Origin of the sequence: Bradyrhizobium sp. R2.2-H, from assembly GCF_004346455.1 — a bacterium.
GTDB lineage: Bacteria > Pseudomonadota > Alphaproteobacteria > Rhizobiales > Xanthobacteraceae > Bradyrhizobium > Bradyrhizobium diversitatis.
Genome location: NZ_SMBR01000007.1, coordinates 179,704 through 201,876, shown reverse-complemented (window position 1 = coordinate 201,876; position 22,173 = coordinate 179,704). Strand labels below are relative to the sequence as shown.

At 65.8% G+C, this 22,173-nt stretch carries 20 protein-coding genes; 7 read left to right on the top strand and 13 right to left on the bottom strand.

Annotated elements, in window-relative coordinates:
* Window positions 1-90: 90 nt before the first annotated feature.
* The 8 genes from EDE08_RS19670 to ubiE form a co-directional block, all read right to left on the bottom strand.
* Entirely contained in the window at window positions 91-813 is a 723-nt protein-coding gene (locus EDE08_RS19670; protein ID WP_061879945.1) for a nucleotidyltransferase family protein, read from the bottom strand.
* A 118-nt stretch (window positions 814-931) separates the two neighbouring features.
* On the bottom strand, window positions 932-1,249 hold the full coding sequence (locus EDE08_RS19665; protein WP_131870482.1) for a PilZ domain-containing protein: 318 nt from the start codon (window positions 1,247-1,249) through the stop codon (window positions 932-934).
* Window positions 1,250-1,337: 88 nt separating this feature from the next.
* Window positions 1,338-2,894: a tRNA (adenosine(37)-N6)-threonylcarbamoyltransferase complex ATPase subunit type 1 TsaE gene (gene tsaE / locus EDE08_RS19660; RefSeq protein ID WP_131870480.1), complete on the bottom strand. Its 1,557-nt coding sequence runs from the start codon at window positions 2,892-2,894 to the stop codon at window positions 1,338-1,340.
* A complete protein-coding gene (locus tag EDE08_RS19655) occupies window positions 2,891-5,395 on the bottom strand; it encodes a sensor histidine kinase (protein ID WP_131870479.1) in 2,505 nt (834 codons plus the stop codon). Before EDE08_RS19655 ends, tsaE begins: the two co-directional genes overlap by 4 nt.
* Window positions 5,396-5,586: 191 nt before the next feature.
* Window positions 5,587-6,045, bottom strand: coding sequence for a dUTP diphosphatase (gene dut, locus EDE08_RS19650; protein WP_131870477.1), 459 nt, complete (start codon window positions 6,043-6,045; stop codon window positions 5,587-5,589).
* Window positions 6,042-7,493, bottom strand: a complete 1,452-nt coding sequence (coaBC, locus tag EDE08_RS19645) for a bifunctional phosphopantothenoylcysteine decarboxylase/phosphopantothenate--cysteine ligase CoaBC (protein ID WP_131870475.1) — start codon at window positions 7,491-7,493, stop codon at window positions 6,042-6,044. The genes dut and coaBC overlap by 4 nt, the downstream gene beginning before the upstream one ends.
* Window positions 7,494-7,550: 57 nt before the next feature.
* A complete protein-coding gene (ubiB, locus tag EDE08_RS19640; RefSeq protein WP_131870474.1) occupies window positions 7,551-9,125 on the bottom strand; it encodes a 2-polyprenylphenol 6-hydroxylase in 1,575 nt (524 codons plus the stop codon).
* Entirely contained in the window at window positions 9,122-9,883 is a 762-nt protein-coding gene (gene ubiE / locus EDE08_RS19635; RefSeq protein WP_131870472.1) for a bifunctional demethylmenaquinone methyltransferase/2-methoxy-6-polyprenyl-1,4-benzoquinol methylase UbiE, read from the bottom strand. The genes ubiB and ubiE overlap by 4 nt, the downstream gene beginning before the upstream one ends.
* A gap of 81 nt (window positions 9,884-9,964) precedes the next feature.
* Here ubiE and mutM point away from each other — a divergent pair, with 81 nt between their 5' ends.
* The gene (gene mutM / locus EDE08_RS19630; protein ID WP_131870471.1) at window positions 9,965-10,846 is read left to right on the top strand and encodes a bifunctional DNA-formamidopyrimidine glycosylase/DNA-(apurinic or apyrimidinic site) lyase; all 882 of its coding nucleotides are present in this window, start codon (window positions 9,965-9,967) and stop codon (window positions 10,844-10,846) included.
* A gap of 172 nt (window positions 10,847-11,018) precedes the next feature.
* On the opposite strand, the gene EDE08_RS19625 is transcribed toward mutM, so the two are convergent.
* Window positions 11,019-11,762 (bottom strand): nucleotide-binding protein, encoded by a 744-nt coding sequence (locus tag EDE08_RS19625; protein WP_131870469.1) that lies wholly within the window; start codon window positions 11,760-11,762, stop codon window positions 11,019-11,021.
* A gap of 364 nt (window positions 11,763-12,126) precedes the next feature.
* Window positions 12,127-13,485, bottom strand: coding sequence for a peptidoglycan-binding protein (locus EDE08_RS19620; protein WP_165936047.1), 1,359 nt, complete (start codon window positions 13,483-13,485; stop codon window positions 12,127-12,129).
* A gap of 232 nt (window positions 13,486-13,717) precedes the next feature.
* Here EDE08_RS19620 and EDE08_RS19615 point away from each other — a divergent pair, with 232 nt between their 5' ends.
* Window positions 13,718-14,521 carry a HesA/MoeB/ThiF family protein gene (locus tag EDE08_RS19615; RefSeq protein ID WP_131870466.1) on the top strand — a complete coding sequence of 268 codons (804 nt, stop codon included), beginning with the start codon at window positions 13,718-13,720 and terminating at the stop codon, window positions 14,519-14,521.
* Between the two features lie 9 nt (window positions 14,522-14,530).
* Here the strand turns inward: EDE08_RS19615 and EDE08_RS19610 are convergent, their stop codons facing one another.
* Window positions 14,531-15,538, bottom strand: a complete 1,008-nt coding sequence (locus EDE08_RS19610; RefSeq protein WP_131870464.1) for an aldo/keto reductase — start codon at window positions 15,536-15,538, stop codon at window positions 14,531-14,533.
* A gap of 115 nt (window positions 15,539-15,653) precedes the next feature.
* Here EDE08_RS19610 and EDE08_RS19605 point away from each other — a divergent pair, with 115 nt between their 5' ends.
* A complete protein-coding gene (locus EDE08_RS19605) occupies window positions 15,654-16,565 on the top strand; it encodes a LysR family transcriptional regulator (RefSeq protein WP_131870463.1) in 912 nt (303 codons plus the stop codon).
* Window positions 16,566-16,568: 3 nt separating this feature from the next.
* Here EDE08_RS19605 and EDE08_RS19600 read toward each other — a convergent pair whose 3' ends face one another.
* A complete protein-coding gene (locus EDE08_RS19600) occupies window positions 16,569-17,570 on the bottom strand; it encodes a 2-hydroxyacid dehydrogenase (RefSeq protein ID WP_131870462.1) in 1,002 nt (333 codons plus the stop codon).
* 323 nt (window positions 17,571-17,893) lie between these two features.
* Here EDE08_RS19600 and EDE08_RS19595 point away from each other — a divergent pair, with 323 nt between their 5' ends.
* A complete protein-coding gene (locus EDE08_RS19595) occupies window positions 17,894-18,424 on the top strand; it encodes an SH3 domain-containing protein (RefSeq protein WP_131870461.1) in 531 nt (176 codons plus the stop codon).
* Window positions 18,425-18,567: 143 nt separating this feature from the next.
* On the opposite strand, the gene irrA is transcribed toward EDE08_RS19595, so the two are convergent.
* Entirely contained in the window at window positions 18,568-19,059 is a 492-nt protein-coding gene (gene irrA / locus EDE08_RS19590) for an iron response transcriptional regulator IrrA (protein ID WP_035674497.1), read from the bottom strand.
* Between the two features lie 352 nt (window positions 19,060-19,411).
* On the opposite strand from irrA, the gene fabA reads away from it, so the two are divergent.
* The 3 genes from fabA to fabI all read left to right on the top strand — a co-directional run bounded on the left by fabA (window position 19,412) and on the right by fabI (window position 22,132).
* Entirely contained in the window at window positions 19,412-19,933 is a 522-nt protein-coding gene (fabA, locus tag EDE08_RS19585; protein ID WP_131870459.1) for a 3-hydroxyacyl-[acyl-carrier-protein] dehydratase FabA, read from the top strand.
* A 39-nt stretch (window positions 19,934-19,972) separates the two neighbouring features.
* Complete coding sequence (gene fabB, locus EDE08_RS19580; RefSeq protein WP_131870458.1) at window positions 19,973-21,196, top strand: beta-ketoacyl-ACP synthase I; 1,224 nt, start codon at window positions 19,973-19,975, stop codon at window positions 21,194-21,196.
* 138 nt (window positions 21,197-21,334) lie between these two features.
* Window positions 21,335-22,132, top strand: coding sequence for an enoyl-ACP reductase FabI (gene fabI / locus EDE08_RS19575; RefSeq protein WP_131870456.1), 798 nt, complete (start codon window positions 21,335-21,337; stop codon window positions 22,130-22,132).
* Window positions 22,133-22,173 lie beyond the last annotated feature (41 nt).

Below are 22,173 nucleotides of genomic sequence, written 5' to 3'. Positions count from 1 at the left end.
ATGATCCAGTATTCCAGAGGCGATGGAGTTTGACCCGAGAGGCCGCGGCGTACTGGATGCCCTGCCTTCGCGGGGCACGACAGCGTGGCCCTACGCCACGCTCTCCAGAAACGCCTCTTCCGCGGCGTGAACGGCATCGGGCGTGCCGACATGCATCCAGACACCGTCAAGCCGCAGGCCGAACAGCCGCTCCTGCTCGTTGGCGCGATCGAACATCCTGGTCAAAGAGAACTCGCCCTTCGGGGCGCCTTCGAAGATCGACGGCGACATGATCGCCGCGCCGGCATAGACGAACGGGACGACCTCCTTTTCCTTGCGCTTGCGCAGGGCGCCATCGGGCAGCATGCCGTAATCGCCGCGGCCGCCATAGCCGATGCTGGTTGCTGTCGGCGCCATCAGCAGCAGGATATCCATGCGATCAGGGTCGAAATTTTCAGCGAGCCGCGTCAGGTTCGAGCGTACGCCATCGATCCACAGCGTGTCGGAATTGACGTGGAAGAACGGCGCGTCGCCGAGCAGCGGCAGCGCCTTGACCACGCCGCCGCCGGTGCCGAGCACCTGGTCGCGCTCGTCGGAGATGGTCACGCGCGGATGCTGGCGCGAAGCGACGTGATTGATGATCTGGTCGGGCAGGTAGTGCACGTTGACCACTGCCTCGGTCACGCCGGCCCGGCCGAGCTTGTCGAGCACGTGATCGAGCAGCGGCTGCCCGGCTACCGGCACCATCGGCTTCGGCATCGTGTCCGTCAGGGGGCGCATGCGCAGGCCAAACCCTGCGGCGAGCACCATGGCTTTGGTCGGTTTGACGGGCATCCTTCGCTTTCTCAGACCTTTCGCGTTCGCAACAATCGTACCACGAGGCCCGATCAGCCGCATTGCATCTCGACCGCCTTAACCACCCGCCGTGACGGTTGTACGACGGGTGTTGCCGTCACGCCCCAATGGTCGCGGAACGCGCCTTTTTCTTTCTGTCGCCGAGCTTGAGGAAATTGACGCCGATCTGGTCGCCATTGACCCAGGCAAGCTCGCAGCGCCGGTACGCCAGCCCGGTGGACGACAGCAGGAGAAAGAATTCCTTCAGATGGAGCCCTTCCACCGAGCCGTCGATGGTCAGCTTGGCGCCGCTCTCGGAGACGTCCTCCATGGTGCAGTCGCGCCGCCAGGTGCCGTCGATTCCCATGATCTGGGCCGGAATCCCGCGTTCGAAAACCACCCGGCCGTTGCCGCGCTGGTCCGTCTGTACCGCCATCTGTCCCGCTCCAGCCCCGCAATCATCCGGCTGCCTCGCCGCCAGAATACCGACGCCTTGGCTAACGGCCGGTAAATCGCGCCGCAAATCAGGCTTGAGACGCCCCTCGAGACGCCCCTTGGGGCGGTTCTTGCGGCGGCGGGACGTTGGCGAGATACCAGTTGCGCAAGGCGCCGAGCGCGGGATGCGCCAGCGAGCGCTGCAGGTAGGTCCAGATCCGCGGCTGGTGACGCAGATAATGCGGCTTGCCGTCGCGGCGGTTGAGGCGGGCGAAGGTGCCGAGCAGGCGCGTGTTCCGCTGCGCCGACATGATGGCGTAAAGCTCGGCGAAACCGGCCGCATCGAAATTCGTGTCCTGCGCGCGCCGCGCCTTGATGTAGCGCGACAGCAGCGTCAGCTCGACGGTCTCGGGCACGTCGATGCGGGCGTCCTGCAGCAGCGACACCACGTCGTAGGATTGCGGCCCGAGCACGGTGTCCTGGAAGTCGATCACGCCGACGCGTTCGATGCCGGTGCGCTCCGCGAGCCAGATCAAATTGGGTGAGTGATAGTCGCGGATGATCCATGTCTTCGGCGCCGCCAGCGGTGTTCTGAGCAGTTCGCGCCACATCGCGAAGAATTCCGCACGCCTCTCATCGCTCAACGGCGCGTTGCGATCGGGCAGGTACCATTCCGGCATTAGTCCGATTTCGATCAGCATCGCCTCAACGTCGAAGACGGGGATCTCGTAGGTTTGTCCGTCGAGCGGCAGCGTCTCCGGCAGCGCCTTGCCGTGCAGCATCGCCAGCAGGTCGGTCGCGGCTTCGTAGCGCTCGCCGATCGGGCGTGGCGGATCGCCCTCGATCACGCCTTCGCTGCCAAAGTCCTCGGTAATCAGGAAGCCATGGTCGAGGTTGGAATGATGAATCGCGGGTGCGGAGATTCCCTGCGCGCGCAGGCCTTCGGCGATCGCGACGAAGGGTTTGACGTTCTCCGCGAGATGCACCGCGGCGCTGTAGGACTTTCCGTTGTAGAGAGCCGCGCCGTCCGGCCGCTGCGGAAAGTTCATGAGGATGACGATACCGTCGTCGCGCAGCAGCCGCGCATAGGAGCGCGTCGAAGCATCGCCGGCCATGCGCTTGCGCGTCGCATCGATGTAACCGGAGGTGTCGAGGAATTCGCGCAGCGCCTTCAGCCGCGCGACGATGGCGGCGGCCCTGCCGTGACCGGTGATGTCGGCGGCGCGCGCACTCGAGCCCAGCGCCGGCCGATGCGTCAGCGCGATGTCGATGCGATCCTCGGGCATCGCCGACGGTGCGCGCTCCGGCCATTCGATCAGGACGAGGGTGGCATCCGGGAGCGGCGACAGGCCGATCTCCTCGAGCTCGCTCTCGTCCTCGACGCGGTAGAGATCGGCATGCATCACCGGAAAGGGCGGCTGCTCGTAGCCCTGCACCAGCGTGAAGGTCGGGCTCGGCACCTCCAGCGTCTCGTCGCCGGCGAGGTAGCGGATCAGGCTGCGTGCTGCCGCAGTCTTGCCGGCACCGAGATCGCCGGTGAGGGTGATGACGTCACCGGGGCCGACCAGCAGCGCGAGGTCGGCCATCAATTGCGCAGTGGCCGTCTCGTTGTGGAGCGCGACGGAGAATGTGGTCGTATCAGTCATTCGGCGGCGTCGCGATGCGCCGCCTGGTCGGTCGGGAAATCGCAGATCACGACCGTGCCGCGGCCGACGATCGAATCCACCCGCACCTTGCCGCCATGCAGCTCGACGAAGGAGCGCACCAGCGACAGGCCGAGCCCGGCGCCGCGGTGACGCGAGCCCTGCGAGCGGCTTTCGAACCAGTTGAACACCTTGTCCTTCATGTCGGCAGGTATTCCAGGTCCCGAATCTGTCACGGTGAAGACCACGCTGCGTTCGGTGCGGCGCGCGCTGATACCGACGGTGGAATCCTGTGGAGAAAACCCGACGGCGTTGGCGAGGAGGTTATAGAGCACCTGCACCACGCGCTTCTCGTCGCCGACGAAGCTGCCGACGTCGGGCGCGATCTCGACCTTGAGGCGGATGCGGTCGGTGGCGAGCCGGTCCTGGATGCCCTCCGCGGCGAGCTCGATGGCCTTGCTGACGTCGACTTGCCCGAGTTCCAGCTTCATCGCGCCGGCGTCGATGGTGGCGAGATCCAGGATGTTGTTGGTGAGCGCGAGCAGCGCATTGGTCGATTTGGTGACGTAGTCGAGATATTCGGCCTGCTTCGGCGTCAGCGGCCCGGTCGAGGGATCGCTGAGGAAATGCGCAAAGCCGATGATGGTGGTGAGCGGCGAGCGCAGCTCGTAGGAGACGTGGTGGACGAAATCCACCTTCATCTGGTCGGCGGCCTCCAGCGCCTCGTTGCGCTCGCGCAGTGCGCGCTCGACATTCTCGGTGTCGGTGATGTCCTGGAACGTCAGCATGGTGGCGCCGTCGGGCAGCGGCCGGATCATGCCGTCGAGCACGCTGCCGTCCTTGCGCTCCAGCTTCAGCGGCACGTCGGCGCGGTTTTCGATCGAGGTGATGGCCTCGCGGATCTGTCGCCAGACCACGGGATCGTCGTAGAGCTGATGGCACCAGCCTTCCACCGTCTGGATGTGCGGCTCGTCGCGCATGGCATCGCTGGAGAGCTTCCACATCCGGACGAAGGCCGGATTGAACAGCTGCGCCTTGCCGTTGCTGCCGAACACCGCCACGCCCTCGGCGAGGCTGTCCAGCGTCTCGCGCTGAACGCGGATCAGGCCGTCGAAGCGGCGGGCTAGGTCGAGGCTCTCGGTGACGTCGTCGAACAGGTAAGTGACGCCGCCCTCGGGATTCGGCGTGGTGACGACCGAGAGCGCGCGGCCGTCAGGCAGGAACCAAGTGTCCTTGGCGGTCTCGACCGCGCGATAGGCTTCGTGCAGCTTGGCCTTCCAGGCGCGGAAATCCGGCTGTTCCGGCAGCTTGCGTGCGGCGCGGAGCTGGTCGAGCACGCTGGAATCGTCAGGGTTGGCGTCGAGGAAGGTGCGGTCGAGGTCCCATAGCCGCCGATAGGAATCGTTGTAGAAGGCGAGGCGGCGCTGGCCGTCGAACACGGCAACGCCGGAGGAGAGCTGGTCCAGTGTGCGGCGGTGTGCCTCCGCCATTCGCACCAGCGCCGAGCTCAGCGCAGCCGCCTCGCTGGCATCGATTGCGATGCCGACGCTGCCGCTGCCGACATTGACGGCGCGCACATCGTAGATGCGCCGCTCGCCGCCGACCACGATCGGCAGCCGCGACGTGAAACTGGCGGCGTCCTTCAGCCCCCGCTCCATCGCAGTGCGGTCGGCGCTGTCGAGCAGCTCGAGCTTGCGCTCCTGGGCATCGATGGCGCTGATTGCCTCGGTGGCGCGCACATAGGCCGGATTGGCGTAGGTCAGCGCGCCGTTCTCGCCCTTGGCCCAGATTGGCCAGGGTGCGGCGGCGGCGAGGCCGCGCAGCATCTCGGTCTCGTCGGAGAGCGCCTTGTAGCGCAGATGGGTCTCGGCCAGATCGCGGCGTAGTCCTGAGAGCTCGCGAATCCGGACTATGGCCTGGCCGCCGATGGCGCGGCCGATCGCTTCCAGCGTATGGCCGTGCGCGGTGGTCAAGGTCAGCTGGAACCCGTCGCCGCGATCGCGCAGCGCGTCGACGGCTTGGTCCATCTGCAGCGCGGGCTCCGGGGGCAGCCAGGTTCCGAACGCCAGCACGCGCTGCGGGGAGGAGTCGCGCGGCAGCACCATGGAGATGTCGCCGGAAATCTGAACGCGGTTGTCGCCGGCGGGCCAGGAGATCAGGATCTGCGGTTCGGCGAACAGCAGCGCTCCGAAGCGGTCGGCCTGGAGCTGAAGTTCCCCGATCCGGGTGCGCAGCCGCGCCTCGTTCTTGACCAGGCGCACCCGCGTGCGCATCAACAGGATCGCGGCCACCACCGAGAAGCCGAGCAGCGCCAGCGCAGTGGCGAGGACGGCGAGTTCCTGCCGGTTGAAATCCAGCATGGTGGAGAGAGTGTCGATGAGATCGGCGGCCCTGGCCGGCGCAGCCGGCAGCAGCGCCGCAAGAGCGCTCCCAATCAAGCCGCTGCGCGCCAGCGACGTGCACGACAGCAGCGTCCGACGCATCGACACGATCACGCCTGACATAGTTGCCCCAAGACCGCACGAATTTGCGCGCGGCGACCCCCGTCGCGCGCGAATCAAAAGACAATACCCCCACCGCGACTCCGCCGGTAAGAGTCCAGATCGTGAACGTAAAGACGGGCCAACAAAAATGCGGAGCGCGCGGTTCCAAGGCGCGTGATTTTGCAGATGATTTTCGCTGAGATTGCCGTGCGTTAGCGCCCGGTCGAACCAAAACCGCCGGCGCCGCGATCGGTCGGCGACAACGTCGCGACGGGAACCAGGGCAGCCTGGACCACGGGTGCGATCACCATTTGGGCGATGCGCTCGCCGCGCTTGATCACGAAGGGCGCCGCGCCGTGGTTGATCAGGATCACCTTGATCTCGCCGCGGTAGTCCGCGTCGATCGTGCCCGGCGAGTTCAGCACGGTGACGCCGTGCTTGGCGGCAAGCCCCGAGCGCGGCCGCACCTGCGCCTCGTGCCCCGGCGGCAGCGCGATCGCAAGGCCCGTCGGCACCAGCGCGTATTGGCCCGGGGCGAGCGTCATCGGCTCGCTGTCCGGAACGGCTGCCATCAGGTCGAGGCCGGCGGCCTCGCTGGTCTGATAGGCCGGCGACGGCAGACCTTCGGCATGGGCGAGGCGCTGCAGTTCAACCGTGACCTTCGTGCTCAAGATGTCGTCTCCAGGGATTTGTCGGCCACGCTTCTGGCGACATGCGCGACCAGTTCGATGGCGACCTGTTCCTTGGTCATCACCGGCCAGGAATCAACTGCAATCTCGCCGTCCTTCGCACCGTCCTTGCGGCTGAGGAGGTGGACGGTGTTGCGGTCGCCGCCCATCACGCCGGTGGCCGGCGACACGTCATTGGCGACGATCCAGTCGCAGCCCTTGCGCGCGAGTTTTGCTTTGGCGTTGTCGATGAGATGTTCGGTTTCGGCGGCAAAGCCGATCACCAGGGGTGGGCGCTTGTCGGTCAGCTTCGAGATCGTGGCGAGGATGTCGGGATTCTCGACCAGCTGAAGCGGCGGCATGCCGGCCGCGGTCTTCTTCAGCTTCTGCTCGCCCTCGTTGGCGACGCGCCAGTCGGCGACCGCGGCCGCGAAGATCGCGATATCGGCGGGAAGCGCGGCCTGAACCTGCTCCAGCATCTGCCGTGCCGATTCGACGTGCTTCACCGTCACACCGGATGGATCGTCGAGGTCGACCGGGCCGCTCACTAGGATCACCTCGGCGCCGGCGGCCTGCGCGGCGGCGGCAATGGCAAAGCCCTGCTTGCCGGAGGAGCGGTTGGCGATGTAGCGCACGGGGTCGATCGGCTCGTGCGTGGGACCCGCGGTGATCAGCACGCGCTTGCCGGCGAGCGGGCGCGGCACCGGCGGTCGCAGCAACCGCTCGGCGGCGTTGGCGATCTCGATGGCTTCCGACATGCGGCCTGTTCCAGCTTCGCCGGCCTCGGCCATCTCGCCCGCGTTCGGGCCAATCAGCGCCACGCCGTCGCGCTGGAGCTGAGCGACGTTGCGGCGCGTCGCCGCGTTGCTCCACATCAGCGGGTTCATCGCCGGCGCCAGCAGCACCTTGCGGTTGGTCGCGAGCAGGATGGCGCTGGCGAGGTCGTCGGCGTGGCCGTTCGCCATCTTCGCCATCAGGTCGGCCGTCGCCGGCGCCACGACGATCAGGTCGCAGTCGCGCGCGAGACGAATGTGTCCGGCGTCGAACTCGCTCTGGGGGTCGAACAGGTCGGTATAGACGCGCTCATGCGACAGGGCGCTCGCCGCCAGCGGCGTCACGAATTGCTGGGCCGCCTTGGTCAGCACGCAGCGGACCTCGATGCGCCGTTCCTTCAGCCTGCGGATCAGGTCGAGCGACTTGTACGCCGCGATCCCGCCGCCGATGATCAGGGTGATGCTGGCCTCGGGGAGGGCGCCGGTGCGCTGCGGCGCCGGTGTGGCGGATGGGGCAGGCGGCACCGCAAGCGGCGTCAGCGGCTCCTCGCGGCCCTCGATCAGCTCCCGCAGGATGACCCGGACCTCTTCCTCGACCGACCTGCGGTTCTTGGCCGAGCGCAGCCGCAGATAGGTTTTGACGCCGTCGTCGAGCTTGCGGATGGTCAGGCTTGCCATGACGCCCCTCCAGCACGGAATGATAGCGATGCTATCACTTTCGTGATTGCAGTGCAATCATAGATTCCGGACGGCGATCAGGATGCCGATGAATGTCGCGGCGATGATCCACAGCGCCACGGTGCGCCAGCGGTTCTTGCGGCCTTCGCTGCGCCCCATGGCCACGATGCTCTCCGGCGACAGCCTGATGCCCTCGCGGGTCATGGTCTCGAACTGCTCGAGGACCTTCACCGACCGCTCGGCGATCTCCGGCAGGCGCATCAGCACGCGCGCGATGTCGCCGGTCCCGGCCAGCGCGCCCTGCACCCGGCCGATCGGCCCGAGATTGCGCTCGATCCATTCGCGTACCACGGGGTCGGCGATCTTCCAGATGTCGAGCTTGGGATCGAAGCCGCGGGCCACGCCCTCGACCACCACCATGGTCTTCTGCAGCAGGATCAGTTCGGGCCGCGTGGTCATGTCGAACAGGCCGGTGACCTCGAGCAGCAGCGTCAAGAGCCGCGCCATCGAGATCTCCTCGGCGGTGCGGTTGTGAATGGGCTCGCCGATGGCACGGATGGCTTGCGCGAAATTCTCGACGGAATGGTGCGCGGGCACGTAGCCCGCCTCGAAATGCACCTCGGCGACGCGGCGATAGTCGCGGGTGATGAAGCCGAGCAGGATCTCGGCGAGGAAGCGCCGCTCCTTCATGCCGAGCCGGCCCATGATGCCGAAATCGACCGCGACGAGCCGGCCGGCATCGTCCAGGAACAGATTGCCCGGATGCATGTCGGCGTGGAAGAAGCCGTCGCGCAGCGCGTGCCGCAAGAAGCTCTGGATCACCTTGCGGCCGAGGTCGGGCAGGTCGACCTGCGACTGTGCAAGGCGCTTGTGGTCGTTCAGCGCGATGCCGTCGATCCACTCCATCGTCAGCACGTTGTGCGTGGTGCGGTCCCAATCGACGGTCGGCACGCGGAAATCAGGATCGTCGCGCGTGTTCTCTGCCATCTCCGACAGCGCGGCGGCTTCCAGCCGCAAATCCATCTCCATCGCGACCGAGCGCGACATGGTGTTGATGACTTCGATCAGGCGCAGCCGCCGCGCCTCGGACGAATAGGCTTCGGCCTTGTGCGCGACGTAGAAGAAATCGGAGAGGTCGCGGCGGAAGCGTGCGGCGACGTTGGGCCGCAGCACCTTCACTGCGACCGATTTGCGGATACCGTCGCGCAGCACCTCGCCGCGATGCACCTGCGCGATCGAGGCCGCTGCGACCGGCGGGCCGAAGCTCGCGAAAATGTCCTTCAGCGGCCGTTCCAGCGACGTCGCGATGGCGGCCTCGGCCTCTTCCTGAGGAAACGGCGGCAGGCGGTCCTGCAGGCTTTCGAGGTCGCGCGCCATGATGACGCCGACCACGTCGGGACGCGTCGCCAGGAATTGTCCGAGCTTGAGATAGGCCGGGCCCATCCGCGTCAGCGCGCGCGCTATCCGCGGGCCGTGCTTGGTGCCGCGGCGCTCAATGATGCGCGCCAGTTTCAGCGCGAGCTGTCCCGGCGGCGGCACCAGGCTCGGATCGACCGAGCCGAACACGCCCTCGCGCGCGAACACGAACGCGGCGCGGATCAGGCGCGTCATGTGGGTGATGGCAGAAATCACAAACGCCAGCCCGAATGCAGTGCCACGATGCCGCCGGAGAGTGTCTGCCAGCTGACGCGGGAAAAGCCGGCCTCGCGGATCATGTCGGCGAAAGCGGCAGGCCTCGGAAACTTGCGGATCGATTCGACGAGATATTGGTAGGATTCGGCGTCGCCCGTGACCATGCGGCCGAGTGGCGGGATCACCTTGAACGAGAACAGATCATAGAGCTTGTCGAGCCCGGGCATCTCGACGGTGGAGAACTCGAGACAGAGGAAGCGGCTGCCGGGCCTGAGCACGCGATAGGCCTCGCGCAGCGCCAGGTCGATCTGCGGCACGTTGCGAATGCCGAAAGCGATCGTATATGCGTCGAAGCTGCGATCGGCGAAGGCGAGCGCTTCGGCATTGCCTTCGACGAAGTCGACCCGGGTGTCGAGATGCTGCTTGGCAGCGCGTTCGCGGCCCACGGCCAGCATATCGGTGTTGATGTCGCAGACGGTGGCATGGAAACCCGCACCTGCGGCCTTGGCGGCGCGGAACGCGATGTCGCCGGTGCCACCGGCAACGTCGAGCAGCGCGAACGGCCGGTCGCCCCGGGGCGGGTCGAGCGCCGTGATCATGATGTCCTTCCAGACCCGGTGCAGGCCACCGGACATCAGGTCGTTCATCAAGTCATAGCGCGACGCCACGCTGTGAAACACATCGTTCACCAGTGTCTGCTTGTCGCCCAGGGGGACGTCCCTGAAGCCAAAATGCGTGGTTTCGCCCGGCCGATCCATTACTCTACTCCGCGAGGCGGACCATAGCGCGCCCGCCGCAATGGCGCTATCACACCGCCCTCATAAGGTGAATGCCTGACCATGCCTGAATTGCCAGAAGTCGAGACCGTCCGCCGCGGCCTTCAGCCGGTGATGGAGGGTGCGAAAATCCTCGTCGCGGAGGCCCGCCGGCCGGACTTGCGCTTTCCGTTCCAGCCGGACTTCGTGGCCCGGCTCAAGGGGCAGGTCGTCACGGGGCTCGGCCGCCGTGCAAAATATCTCATGGCCGATCTCGGCTCCGGCGATGTTCTGCTGATGCATCTCGGCATGTCGGGCTCGTTCCGTGTCATCAAGCCGGACGACGACATCCGGCCCGGCGAGTTTCATTATCCGCGGGCCAAGGATTCCACCCACGATCACGTGCTGTTTCGGATGTCCTCCGGCGCCGACATCGTGTTCAACGATCCGCGCCGCTTCGGCTACATGAAGGTGATCGCGCGCAATGCGATCGACGACGAGCCGCTGCTCCGTGGGCTCGGACCCGAGCCGCTCGGCAACGAATTCGACGCCGCGATGCTGGCGCGCTCCTGCGCCGGCAAGACCACCAGCCTGAAGGCCGCGCTGCTCGACCAGCGCGTCGTGGCAGGGCTTGGCAACATCTATGTCTGCGAGGCGCTGCACCGCTCGCATCTGTCGCCGCGCCGGATTGCCGCGACCTTGTCAACGAAGAAGGGTGAGGCAACGGACCATGCCAAGAGACTGGTCGGTGCGATCCACACCGTGCTGAACGACGCGATCAAGGCCGGCGGCTCCAGCTTGCGCGATCACCGCCAGACCACCGGCGAGCTCGGCTATTTCCAGCATTCGTTCAAGGTCTATGACCGCGAAGGCGAAAAATGCACGACCCCGCGCTGCGGCGGCATCATCAAGCGGTTCGTGCAGAACGGCCGCTCGACCTTCTGGTGCCCGAAATGTCAGAAGTGACCTCAGGCTTGTCACCGAGAGGCCCTGAGTCTCGGCGAAGGCGATGACCCACCACGCCGTCATTGCAAGCGCAGCGAAGCAATCCGGCCGGGCTGGTGGCCGGACTGCCTCGTCGCTTGGGCTCGTTCACTGGATGGCGAGAGCCCGACTGTCGTCCGAGCGATCGCCCCGCTCAGGACGCCAGTGTCGTGATCTCGTCCGCCCCCTGTTCTGCAGCGATCTGCAGCATGCCGTGCGCAGCCGAGATGACCTGGTCGATCAGGACATTGGTGGTGGCTTCGAGCTCGAGCCGGGTCTGGATCCAGCGCCAGAGGCCGCGGATCTCGTCCGCCGATTTGCCGTTCGGCGCGAATTCGCTCACGGCAAGGCCGCTGGCGAGCGCGTCCTGGTGATCGTTGCGCATCACGATCAGCGGACGCGCGAGCACGTCGGCAAGATCGAGCGCAGCTTCCTCGGCGAGCGCGCCCGCGGCGTTGTCGATGCGCTGGCCGCGGATCGGCGTCTGGTTGAGCACGAAGCTGTAGGGCCGCTTCCAGGCGCGGGCGACGCTGAGCGTCGAGACGGTGGCCTCGATGTCGGCGACGCTCGGGCGGGCCGGGATCAGGCAGAGATCGGAATGGCGGATTGCGGCCGTGGTCGCGGCGCTGAGACCGGCCGCGGTGTCGACGATCGCGAGCTGGAGGCCGCTGTCGGCGAGCATCTTCAGGCGTGGCTGGATATCGGCGGCGTGATAGATCGGCTCGACGATGAGATCGTCGGTGGTGCGGCGGCGTTGCCAGTTGGACAGGGTGCCCTGTGGGTCGGTCTCGATCAGGCGAACGGTGAAGCCGGACTGCTTGGCCGCCAGCGCGAGGCCGACTGCGAGTGTGCTCTTGCCACTGCCGCCCTTTTGGGTGGCCAGTACGATCGTGTGCATTGAAGTTCAATCCTTTGGAGGGCTGGGTCAGGAATACGCCACGCGAACGTGCACCGCTTCGCGATGCTGAGCTCTTCTCGCTCAGGACGTGCCGGCCCGATCCAAAGGGGATCGCGGGGGTCCGAATCAACGGTAACGATGATGGCGGAATAGGGAATGCCAGCGAATCCGTACCACTACCGGCTCCGTAGTCGTACGTGTGATGGTTGACCGTGGACAAAGCGCAGCACGTCAGTGATGCGCTGCTGAGCCGGGGCCCCGTGAGCCACTTGCACGGAATTTGAGGAAGCATGGGTCCCGGCTCAGCGGAGCGGCATTTCATGCCGCACCGCGTCCGGGACACGAGATTGGAGTGGGCAGCGGCCTACTTCCGGACGCAGATGACGCGCACGACAGCGGCCTTGGTGTCCGTCGACGTGCCGTTCGCAGCGACGCCGTTCGCCTTCAGGAATCCGCGCACCGCCTCTGCGGAGACCATCAAAGCCTGTGACGCCGGGACCGATGTCGCAGGACCTGCGACCATGGCCGGCTTCAGCAGCGCGATGCCGGCGAACTTGCCGTCGGCGTCGACGGCCGGGCTGCCGGAGAAGCCGACCGCGGGCGGCGGAGAGAGTGCGGAATTGCTGCTCGTCACCGCCGCCAGCGCAGCCTTGACGCTCGACACGGCGGCCGCGCCGCCCTGGCTTTGCGGATCGGCGATGCCGACGATGTCGACATTCACCTTCGCTGCGCCGCCGGCGAGGCTGAGCGGCTTCAGGCCGCGGGCGCCGTAGATGTGCAGGAGCGCGAGATCATGCTCCTTGTCCTCGGCGAGGCGGTCGGCGTTGCCATGACCGGCGATCGTGATCGCGAGGCAGCCATCGGTGACGAGGCGGTCGGCGACGATCGCACCGTCCTCGCTGACGACGATGCCGGTGCCATATTCGACGGTCTTGCGCGGCGGCGGCCCGGCTTGCGGTCCGGACGGAAATGCATTGAATGCGCTCGACATCGCGATCACGACCGGCTCGACCGTGTTTTCGGTCGCCTGGTCGTAGAGGATCGTCATGGTGCGGACCTCGTCGCCCTTGAAGGTGCCACGCACGTAAAATTTCTTCAGGCCCTGCAATCCCGACAGCACGAAGAAGTCGGGCTTCACCACGGTGTAATCGACCTTGCGCCCGGATGGCTCCTTCTCCAGGTCGGCGAGCTTTGCCGAGGTCGGGTTCACCTCCTTGCGGCGGCTGAGCAGCACCTGCACCGTGCCGGTCGGCGAGGTCCATTTCGAGCCGTTGGCGTCGCTGGCCTGCTGCGGCACCAGCTTGCCGGGAATGCCGAGCCGGGCGCCGCTGGTCGGCTCCGTCACGATCTTCCAGCCGACGCTCTCCTGCTTCTTTCGCGCCGCCTCGGCGAGCGCGGCGCGTTCCTGCGGATTGAGCACACCGGTCGGCTTGCCGCCCTTGGCCTTCTGGTACGCCTTGATGGCGTTGACCATGCGCTCGCTGACGTCGCCGGTGATGGCGCCGTTATATTGGCCGACCCAGGCGAGGTCGGACTGGAGCGACAGCCGCTCCGCTCTTGACATGGCATCGGCCGTCGCCGACGGCGTCTGCATTGCGGGAGGCTGGATCGGTACGGTCTGGACCGTCTTGGGCTTGGTGCCCGGGACCTGTGGCGCCGTCATCTGGGCGTTCGCGCCTGTGGCGGCCGCAAACATCAGTGTTGCCGCAAGCATCGATCTCATGACAAATCCAGCCAGCCCATTGAACGCAGTGTCATTGAAGCACATCTCGTTGGTCGCGAACAATGTTGCGGTGGTTCAGATGGCTGAGCGGCCACGACCTCAGGTCCTCATCCTGAGGAGCGGCTCAAAGGCCGCGTCTCGAAGGATGGCCACAGGCGAGATCGGGACCCTTCATGGTTCGAGACGCGCGTTCCGCGCTCCTCACCATGAGGAGTGAGAGGAATGTAGGACGATGCTGAGTCCGGACGAACTCGAACGCTATGCCCGTCATATCGTGCTGCGCGATGTCGGCGGGCCGGGCCAGGCTGCGCTGAAGCGGGCCTCCGTGCTGGTGATCGGCGCCGGCGGGCTCGGCGCCCCCGCACTGATGTATCTGGCTGCCGCCGGCGTCGGCACGCTCGGCGTGGTCGACGACGACGTGGTCTCACTGTCCAACCTGCAGCGCCAGGTCATCCATACGACGCCCGACATCGGCCGCCACAAGGTCGAGAGCGCCGCCGAGCGGATCTCGGCGCTCAATCCGCATGTCCGCTTCGTCGGCCACGCCACCTGGCTCAACGCCGACAACGCGCTCAGCCTGATCGGCGACTACGACCTCGTGCTCGACGGCTCCGACAATTTTTCGACGCGCTATCTCGTCTCCGACGCCTGCTTCTTCGCCAAGCGGCCGCTGATCACGGCGGCGCTCGGCACCTTCGACGGCTCGCTCACCACCATCCGCGCGCACGAGACGAACGAGCAGGGCGAGTTCAATCCGACCTATCGCTGCCTGTTTCCGGAAGCGCCCCCACCCGGAATCGTTCCGGCCTGTGCGGAGGCCGGCGTCATGGGAGCGCTGGCGGGCGTGCTCGGCTCGATGATGGCGCTGGAGGCGATCCGCGAGATCGTCGGCTTCGGCGACGGCCTCGTCGGCCGTCTCCTGATGATCGATGCGCGCGCGATGCGCTTCGAGACGCTGCGCTACGGGCGCGATCCGGCCAATCCGCTCAACGGCGACGGGCCTGTGATCAGCGATCTCAGCGCCCATCGCACCTGATTGCCGCCGTTACCTGGTGGCCGGTTTCTCGCTGTCGAGATGGGCCATCTGCTCGGCCGCGTAACGCGTGCCCGAAGCGACATCCGGCGGGAAAGCTTTCGCCAATGCTGCGAGATGAGTTTGCGTCAGCGTCACCTTGGTTGCGCCGAGCGCTTCGGCCAGACGGTTGCGGGTCCGGGCGCCGACCAGTGGCACGATCTCCCGGCCCTGCGCCGCCACCCAGGCGATCGCGACTTGCGCAGGCGTCGCGCCGACCTCATTCGCGATCGCGCGCAGAGAATCCACCAGCGCGAGATTGGCATCGAGGTTCGCGCCCTGGAAGCGCGGCGTCATCAGCCGGTGGTCCTTGCCGGACTTACCCGAATCCTTCGACCAGTGACCGCTGATCAGGCCGCGCGCCAGGACACCATAGGCGGTGATACCGATGCCGAGCTCGCGGCAGGTCTTGAGGATGTCGCGTTCGATGCCGCGCTCGATCAGCGAATATTCGATCTGAAGATCGGCGATCGGATGCACCGCATGCGCGCGGCGGATGGTGTCGGAGCCGACCTCGGACAGGCCGATATGCCTGACATAGCCCGCCTTCACGAGATCGGCGAGGCCGCCGATGGTGTCTTCGATGGGAACGTTCGGATCGAGCCGCGCCGGACGATAGATGTCGACATGGTCGGTGCCGAGCCGCTGGAGCGAATAGGCGAGGAAGTTCCTGCTTGCCGCCGGCCGGCAGTCCATGCCGGTGAATTCGCCGGCGGGGCCGCGTAGCGCGCCGAACTTGACGCTGATCCGCACCTTTTCGCGTGAGACGTCCTTGAGCGCCTCACGGATCAGCATCTCGTTATGGCCCATGGCGTAGAAATCGCCGGTGTCGAGCAGCGTGATGCCCGCATCGAGCGCCGCATGGATCGTGGCGATGCTTTCGCCGCGATCGGAAGGACCGTAGGCGTCGGACATGGCCATGCACCCGAGACCGAGGCTCGAGACGGTGGGGCCGGTTGAACCGAGTTTTCGTTGTTCCATGATGGCTCTCCTCGAAGGGCGGCGGCTGAGCGCCGCGTGACGAGGCAGATATGCGCCCGGCCGATTGAGCCGATAAGCTGGACAATCCGGAATAGCTTGTTCACACTAGCGAACAATGGCCGAGCCTGACCTGCGAGATCTCGATGTCTTCATGGCGGTCGCCCGCACCCGCAATTTCCGGCGTGCGGCGGTCGAAATCCGTGTGTCAGTGTCTAGTCTCAGCCAGCGGCTCCGGGACCTGGACGAGCGCCTCGGCGTCCGCCTGATGAACCGCACCACGCGCAGCGTCGCGCTGACCGAGGCGGGCGAACTGCTGCTGTCGCGCGTCGCTCCGGCCTTGCGCGATGTCGGCGATGCCCTGGACCAGGTGCGCGGACTGCGCGAGGTCGCCTCGGGCCGCCTCCGCATCAACGCGCCCCCGCCGGCGGTCGATCTGGTGCTGGCGCCGATGGTCGGGCCGTTTCTGGCGGCGCATCCGCAGGTCGATCTCGACATCGTTTCCGAGAGCGGATTCGTCGACATCGTCAGCGCCGGCTTTGATGCCGGCGTGCGCTATGGCGAACACCTCGCGCAGGACATGGTGGCGATTCCGCTGAGTGGTCCGCAGCACTATGCCGTCGTCGCCTCGCCCGACTACGTCGCGCGCCGCGGCCGGCCGGAGCATCCGAAGGACCTGCTCGACCATGAATGCATTCGCGCCCGCTATTCGAGCGGCGTCATGAATGATCTGGAATTCGAGAGAGCCGGGCAGGTCGTGAAGGTCGATCCGCCGGCGAAGCTGATCTCGACGAATATGAACCTTGCGATGCGCGCCGCGCTCGACGGCGTCGGCATCTGGGCCACGCTCGACGGCTATGTCGGCGATGCCGTGAAGTCGGGCGCACTGATCAGCCTGATGGAAGATTGGTGCGAGCCGTTTCCAGGCCCGTTCCTGTACTACCCAAGCCGGCGCCAGACGCCGCCGGCGCTGCGCGCGTTCGTCGATTTCGCCGCGGATTGGCGCAAGCGCGAGACGCGCGGCAGTTAGATCTTACAGCATGCTCGGCAGCACGCGATCCGGCGGCTTGTGGGCGTCGAGGAAGGTGCGAATGTTGATGATCACCTTCTCGCCCATCTCGACGCGGCCTTCGATCGTGGCCGAGCCCATATGCGGCAGCAACGTGACCTTGCCGGCCCTGGCGAGCCGCACCAGTTTCGGGTTGACCGCGGGCTCGTGCTCGTAGACGTCGAGGCCGGCGCCGGCGATCTCGCCGCCTTCGATCAACTTGATCAGCGTGTCCTCGTCGGTCACCTCGCCGCGCGCGGTGTTGACGATGTAGGCGTCCTTGCGGATCAGCTTCAGCCGCCGCGCCGAGAGCAGATGATAGGTCGCCGGCGTGTGCGGACAGTTCACCGAGATGATGTCCATCCGCGCCAACATCTGGTCGAGGCTTTCCCAGTAGGTCGCCCCTAACTCTTCGGCGATGACAGGAGCGACGGGACGGCGGTTGTGATAGTGGATCTGCAGGCCGAACGCGCGCGCGCGGCGCGCCACCGCCTGGCCGATGCGGCCCATGCCGATGATGCCGAGACGCTTGCCGCCGATGCGGTGGCCCAGCATCCAGGTCGGCGACCAGCCCGCCCAGGGCTTTCCTTCGGTCAGGATCGAGGCGCCTTCGATCATCCGCCTGGGCACCGCGAGGATCAGCGCCATGGTCATATCAGCGGTGTCTTCGGTCAGAACCTTCGGCGTATTGGTGACGGTGATGCCGCGGGCATGGGCGGCCGCAACGTCGATATTGTCGACGCCATTGCCGAAATTGGCGATCAGGCGGAGCTTGCAGTCGGGCTGGTTCACGACATCGGCGCTGATGTGATCGGTGACGGTCGGAACCAGCACGTCGGCGGTACGCGCGGCTTCCGCGATCTGGTCGGGTGACATCGGCGTGTCCTCGAGATTGATGCGCGCGTCGAACAGCTCGCGCATCCGCGTCTCGATCGAATCCGGCAGCTTGCGCGTCACCACGACGAGGGGCTTTTTCTTCACCGACATGTCCTGCTCTCATGAGGCGTCGCGGTCCGCCTCTGTCGCCAAAGGCCGGCCGTTGAGGCCTCATTAACCCGGTTGTTCGACACTGCCCTTGCCGTGTCCGTCCCCGGCGCTTCCTCCAAGCTCTCCCGACATTTCCGGCCGGAAAATCGGGGCAAACTGGTTGTTCAAGTGCCCGTCCTCTCTAGCAGAAGGCCGGGCCAAGACAAGAACCACTGGCCGAGGCTTGGAACCCGCGTGGGGCGGGATAAGGGGCAGACGCGGCAGGGTTTTGGAATTTGGGGTGAGGATCCGGTTCGGCCGGGTCTTCGACAGGAGACGGGTTGATGGCGTTGGGGCGTTTTTGTTCGGTGATGGCGCTCGTTTGCACCTGGTTGAGCGCCTCGGTCGGCCCCTCGCATTCGGCGAAGGACAATACCCCGCAGACCGCCAGCGGCTTGCCGGTGCCGCGCTATGTCAGCCTCAAGTCGGATCACGTGAACGTCCGCGCCGGCCCAACCAAGGACAATGACGTCGCCTGGGTCTACACCCGCGCCGGCCTGCCGGTCGAAATCACCGCCGAGTTCGAGAACTGGCGCCGGGTCCGCGATTCCGAGGGCGCCGAGGGCTGGGTCTATCACTCGCTGCTGTCGGGCCGCCGCACCGCGGTCGTCACCATGAAGCACAAGGACGACCTCGCCCCGATCTACGACCGGCCCGATCCCGACAGCGCGGTTGCAGCAAAGCTCCAGGCCGGCGTCGTCACGCAGGTTAAGAAGTGCACCGCAAACTGGTGCCGCGTCATCGGCAACGGCTTTGACGGCTGGATCCAGCAGGAGCGCCTCTGGGGCGTCTATTCGGACGAGCAGGTCAACTGACGCCGCAGGCGCGGCGAAACCGTTACCCCAACGTCATGCCCGGGCTCGTCCCGGGCATCCACGTACTTTCACGCTTAGCCCAAGAACGCGGATGGCCGGGACAAGCCCGGCCATGACGATCAGATCAGCGATGTAGGACGATCTCAGCGCTTCTTGCGCAGGCGCACGACCATGTCGATACGGGAGATCTCGTAGCCCTCGGGCACCTCCGGCATCTTCGACAGCGCCAGATGCGGGTCCTCGATGTCGACCAGCTCGTGGCTGTTCTCGAGGTAGTAGTGATGGTGAGTCGTGACGTTGGTGTCGAAATAGGTCTTGGTGCCGTCGACACTGACCTGGCGGAGCAGGCCGGCATCGGTGAGCTGGTTCAACGTGTTGTAGACGGTCGCCAGCGATACCGGAACCTTGGCCAGGGTCGCTTCCTCGTAGAGCATTTCAGCCGTGAGGTGACGAGCACCCTTGCCGAACAGCAGCCAGCCGAGCGCCATGCGTTGGCGCGTCGGACGGAGCCCCGCGGACTGGAGCATTTCGTTGACGTCGTGCCACGGGCAGCCGGTCAAGGCCGGCTGGCGGCCGGACAGGAGGGCCGCGGCATGGGCGTCGTCGTCGTAGTGGGACGCGGTATTCTCGGTCATTTCCAGATTTCGGGCACGCGTGAACAATATCTCTTTGTTACTATAAGAACAGAAAGATGCAGATGCAAGTTTCTCGCAACTAGAGAGGTTCTAATCAGGCTTGGAACCGCGTGGTGAGCGCGTCATTTTACCTTCATGGATGCGCTTTGCCACCCGAAATGGCCTGTGTTAGAGAGCGCGCGGTTCCGCTTAGCCGATTTTGGTGCAGCCGAGCATGAAGGCTTGGTTCGCAGTCCATCCGGGGCTTGCGCGAGTCGCGGCCGATGGTGGCAATTGGCGTTGCTGTCCGATCGAGACGGGGCCATTTTCGCCAAAGAACGCCGCTCAATCGGGATTGAACAGAGGCTCGTGAATGCTGAACAGGCGCAACGGTTATGATTACGAAGATCTGCTGGCCTGTGCCCGCGGCGAGATGTTCGGTCCGGGCAATGCCCAGCTGCCTCTGCCGCCGATGCTGATGTTCGACCGCATCACGGAAATCACCGACAATGGCGGTGAATTCGGCAAGGGGCTGGTGCGCGCCGAGCTCGACGTGAAGCCTGATCTCTGGTTCTTCGGCTGCCATTTCAAGAACGACCCGGTGATGCCCGGCTGCCTCGGCCTGGATGCGCTGTGGCAAATGGTCGGCTTTTACCTCGGCTGGGTCGGCGGCGAAGGCCGCGGCCGGGCGCTCGGCCTCAGCGAGCTGAAGTTCGGCGGCCAGGTGCTGACCGACGCCCGCAAGGTTGTGTACAACGTCGATATCAAACGCGTGATGCGGGCAAAGCTGGTGCTCGGCATCGCCGACGGGTGGCTTTCGGTCGATGGCCAGATTATTTATCGCGCCAAGGATCTGAAGGTCGGCCTGTTCAAGCAGGGCGCGAGCCTGGGCTGAGCGCATCACCAAGAAGACAACGATTGAGGCGAGGCTGTCATGAGGCGGGTTGTGGTCACCGGAATGGGCATCGTCTCGTCCATCGGAAACAACACCCAGGAAGTGCTTGCGAGCCTTCACGAGGCGAAGTCTGGCATTTCGCGGGCGGGGAAATATGCCGAGCTCGGCTTCCGTTCGCAGGTGCAAGGTGAGCCCACGCTCGATCCGTCGACGGTGGTCGACCGCCGCGCGATGCGTTTCCTCGGCCAGGGTGCGGCGTGGAATCACGTCGCGATGGAGCAGGCGATCCAGGACTCCGGCCTGTCGCCGGACGAAGTCTCCAACATCCGTACCGGCATCATCATGGGCTCCGGCGGTCCCTCGGCGCGCACCATCGTCGAAGCCGCCGACATCACCCGCTCCAAGGGACCCAAGCGCGTCGGCCCGTTTGCGGTGCCGAAGGCGATGTCTTCCACGGCCTCCGCGACGCTTGCAACCTGGTTCAAGATCAAGGGCGTGAACTATTCGATCTCCTCGGCCTGCGCGACGTCGAACCATTGCGTCGGCAATGCCTACGAGACGATCCAGATCGGCAAGCAGGACATCATCTTCGCCGGCGGCTGCGAGGAGCTGGACTGGTCGCTGTCGGTGCTGTTCGACGCCATGGGCGCGATGTCCTCGAAGTACAACGACACACCGGCCACGGCCTCGCGTCCCTACGACATCAATCGCGACGGCTTCGTCATCGCCGGCGGCGCCGGCGTGCTGGTGCTGGAAGAGCTCGAGCATGCCAAGGCGCGCGGTGCGCGCATCTATGGCGAGATTGTCGGCTACGGCGCGACCTCGGACGGCTACGACATGGTGGCGCCTTCGGGCGAAGGCGCCGAGCGCTGCATGCGCATGGCGATGTCGACGGTGAAGACCAGGGTCGACTACATCAATCCGCACGCGACCTCGACGCCGGCCGGCGATCCGCCGGAGATCGAGGCGATCCGCAAGGTGTTCGGCGTCGGCGAGAAGTGCCCGCCGATCTCGGCGACCAAGGCGCTAACCGGCCATTCGCTCGGTGCCACCGGCGTGCAGGAAGCGATCTATTCGCTGCTGATGATGAACAACGGCTTCGTCTGTGAGAGCGCGCACATCCAGGAGCTCGATCCCGTATTCGCCGACATGCCGATCGTGCGCAAGCGCATCGACAACGTCAAGATCGGCACCGTGCTGTCGAACTCCTTCGGCTTCGGCGGCACCAACGCCACGCTGGTGTTCAGCCGGCTGGATGCGTAATTTCAGCGACGCCGTCATGCCCCGCGCAGGCGGGGCATCCAGTACGCCGCGCCCTCACGACTACCACGACTGTCTCGGAATACTGGATCGCCCGCCTACGCGGGCGATGACGTCGGAATGATAAGGAGCCGTGAGGCAATGGAAGGTTTGATGAAAGGCAAGCGCGGTCTGATCATGGGCATCGCCAACGATCATTCCATCGCCTGGGGCATGGCGCGGACGCTGCATGCCCACGGCGCCGAGCTCGCCTTCACCTTCCAGGGCGAGGCGCTCGGCAAGCGCGTCAAGCCGCTGGCCGAGCAGCTCGGCGTCGATCTGGTGCTGCCCTGCGACGTCGAAGACATCGCCAGTGTCGATGCGACCTTCGCGGCGCTCCGCGAGACATGGGGCGGGCTCGACTTCGTCATCCACGCCATCGGCTTTGCCGACAAGAACGAGCTGAAGGGCCGTTATGCCGACACCAGCCGCGAGAATTTTTCGCGCACCATGGTGATCTCCTGCTTCTCCTTCACGGAGGTCGCAAAGCGCGCCGCCGAGCTGATGGCGGAAGGCGGCAGCATGATCACGCTGACCTTCGGCGCCTCGGAGCGCGCGATGCCGAACTACAACGTGATGGGCGTGGCGAAGGCGGCGCTGGAGGCTTCCGTGCGCTATCTCGCCGCCGATTTCGGGCCGCGCGGCATCCGCGTCAACGCCATCTCCGCAGGTCCCATCCGTACGCTCGCCGGCTCCGGCATCGGTGAGGCACGGGCGATGTTCGCCTACATGCAGAAGCACGCGCCGCTGCGCCGCGGCGTCACGCTCGACGATCTCGGCGGCTCGGCGTTGTATCTGCTGTCCGATCTCTCCGGCGGCGTGACCGGCGAGATCCACTACGTGGATTCCGGCTACAACGTCATCCTGATGCCGCGGCCGGACGATCTGAAGGCTGAATAGGATGCTTTCGTAGGGTGGGCAAAGCGAAGCATGCCCACCTC

Coding starts and splice junctions, on each gene's coding strand:
- EDE08_RS19670 (WP_061879945.1), bottom strand. CDS start 813: ATGCCCGTCAAACCGACCAAAGCCATGGTGCTCGCCGCAGGGTTTGGC.
- EDE08_RS19665 (WP_131870482.1), bottom strand. CDS start 1,249: ATGGCGGTACAGACGGACCAGCGCGGCAACGGCCGGGTGGTTTTCGAA.
- tsaE (WP_131870480.1), bottom strand. CDS start 2,894: ATGACTGATACGACCACATTCTCCGTCGCGCTCCACAACGAGACGGCC.
- EDE08_RS19655 (WP_131870479.1), bottom strand. CDS start 5,395: ATGTCAGGCGTGATCGTGTCGATGCGTCGGACGCTGCTGTCGTGCACG.
- coaBC (WP_131870475.1), bottom strand. CDS start 7,493: ATGGCAAGCCTGACCATCCGCAAGCTCGACGACGGCGTCAAAACCTAT.
- ubiE (WP_131870472.1), bottom strand. CDS start 9,883: ATGGATCGGCCGGGCGAAACCACGCATTTTGGCTTCAGGGACGTCCCC.
- mutM (WP_131870471.1), top strand. CDS start 9,965: ATGCCTGAATTGCCAGAAGTCGAGACCGTCCGCCGCGGCCTTCAGCCG.
- EDE08_RS19625 (WP_131870469.1), bottom strand. CDS start 11,762: ATGCACACGATCGTACTGGCCACCCAAAAGGGCGGCAGTGGCAAGAGC.
- EDE08_RS19620 (WP_165936047.1), bottom strand. CDS start 13,485: ATGAGATCGATGCTTGCGGCAACACTGATGTTTGCGGCCGCCACAGGC.
- EDE08_RS19615 (WP_131870466.1), top strand. CDS start 13,718: ATGCTGAGTCCGGACGAACTCGAACGCTATGCCCGTCATATCGTGCTG.
- EDE08_RS19610 (WP_131870464.1), bottom strand. CDS start 15,538: ATGGAACAACGAAAACTCGGTTCAACCGGCCCCACCGTCTCGAGCCTC.
- EDE08_RS19605 (WP_131870463.1), top strand. CDS start 15,654: ATGGCCGAGCCTGACCTGCGAGATCTCGATGTCTTCATGGCGGTCGCC.
- EDE08_RS19600 (WP_131870462.1), bottom strand. CDS start 17,570: ATGTCGGTGAAGAAAAAGCCCCTCGTCGTGGTGACGCGCAAGCTGCCG.
- EDE08_RS19595 (WP_131870461.1), top strand. CDS start 17,894: ATGGCGTTGGGGCGTTTTTGTTCGGTGATGGCGCTCGTTTGCACCTGG.
- irrA (WP_035674497.1), bottom strand. CDS start 19,059: ATGACCGAGAATACCGCGTCCCACTACGACGACGACGCCCATGCCGCG.
- fabA (WP_131870459.1), top strand. CDS start 19,412: ATGCTGAACAGGCGCAACGGTTATGATTACGAAGATCTGCTGGCCTGT.
- fabB (WP_131870458.1), top strand. CDS start 19,973: ATGAGGCGGGTTGTGGTCACCGGAATGGGCATCGTCTCGTCCATCGGA.
- fabI (WP_131870456.1), top strand. CDS start 21,335: ATGGAAGGTTTGATGAAAGGCAAGCGCGGTCTGATCATGGGCATCGCC.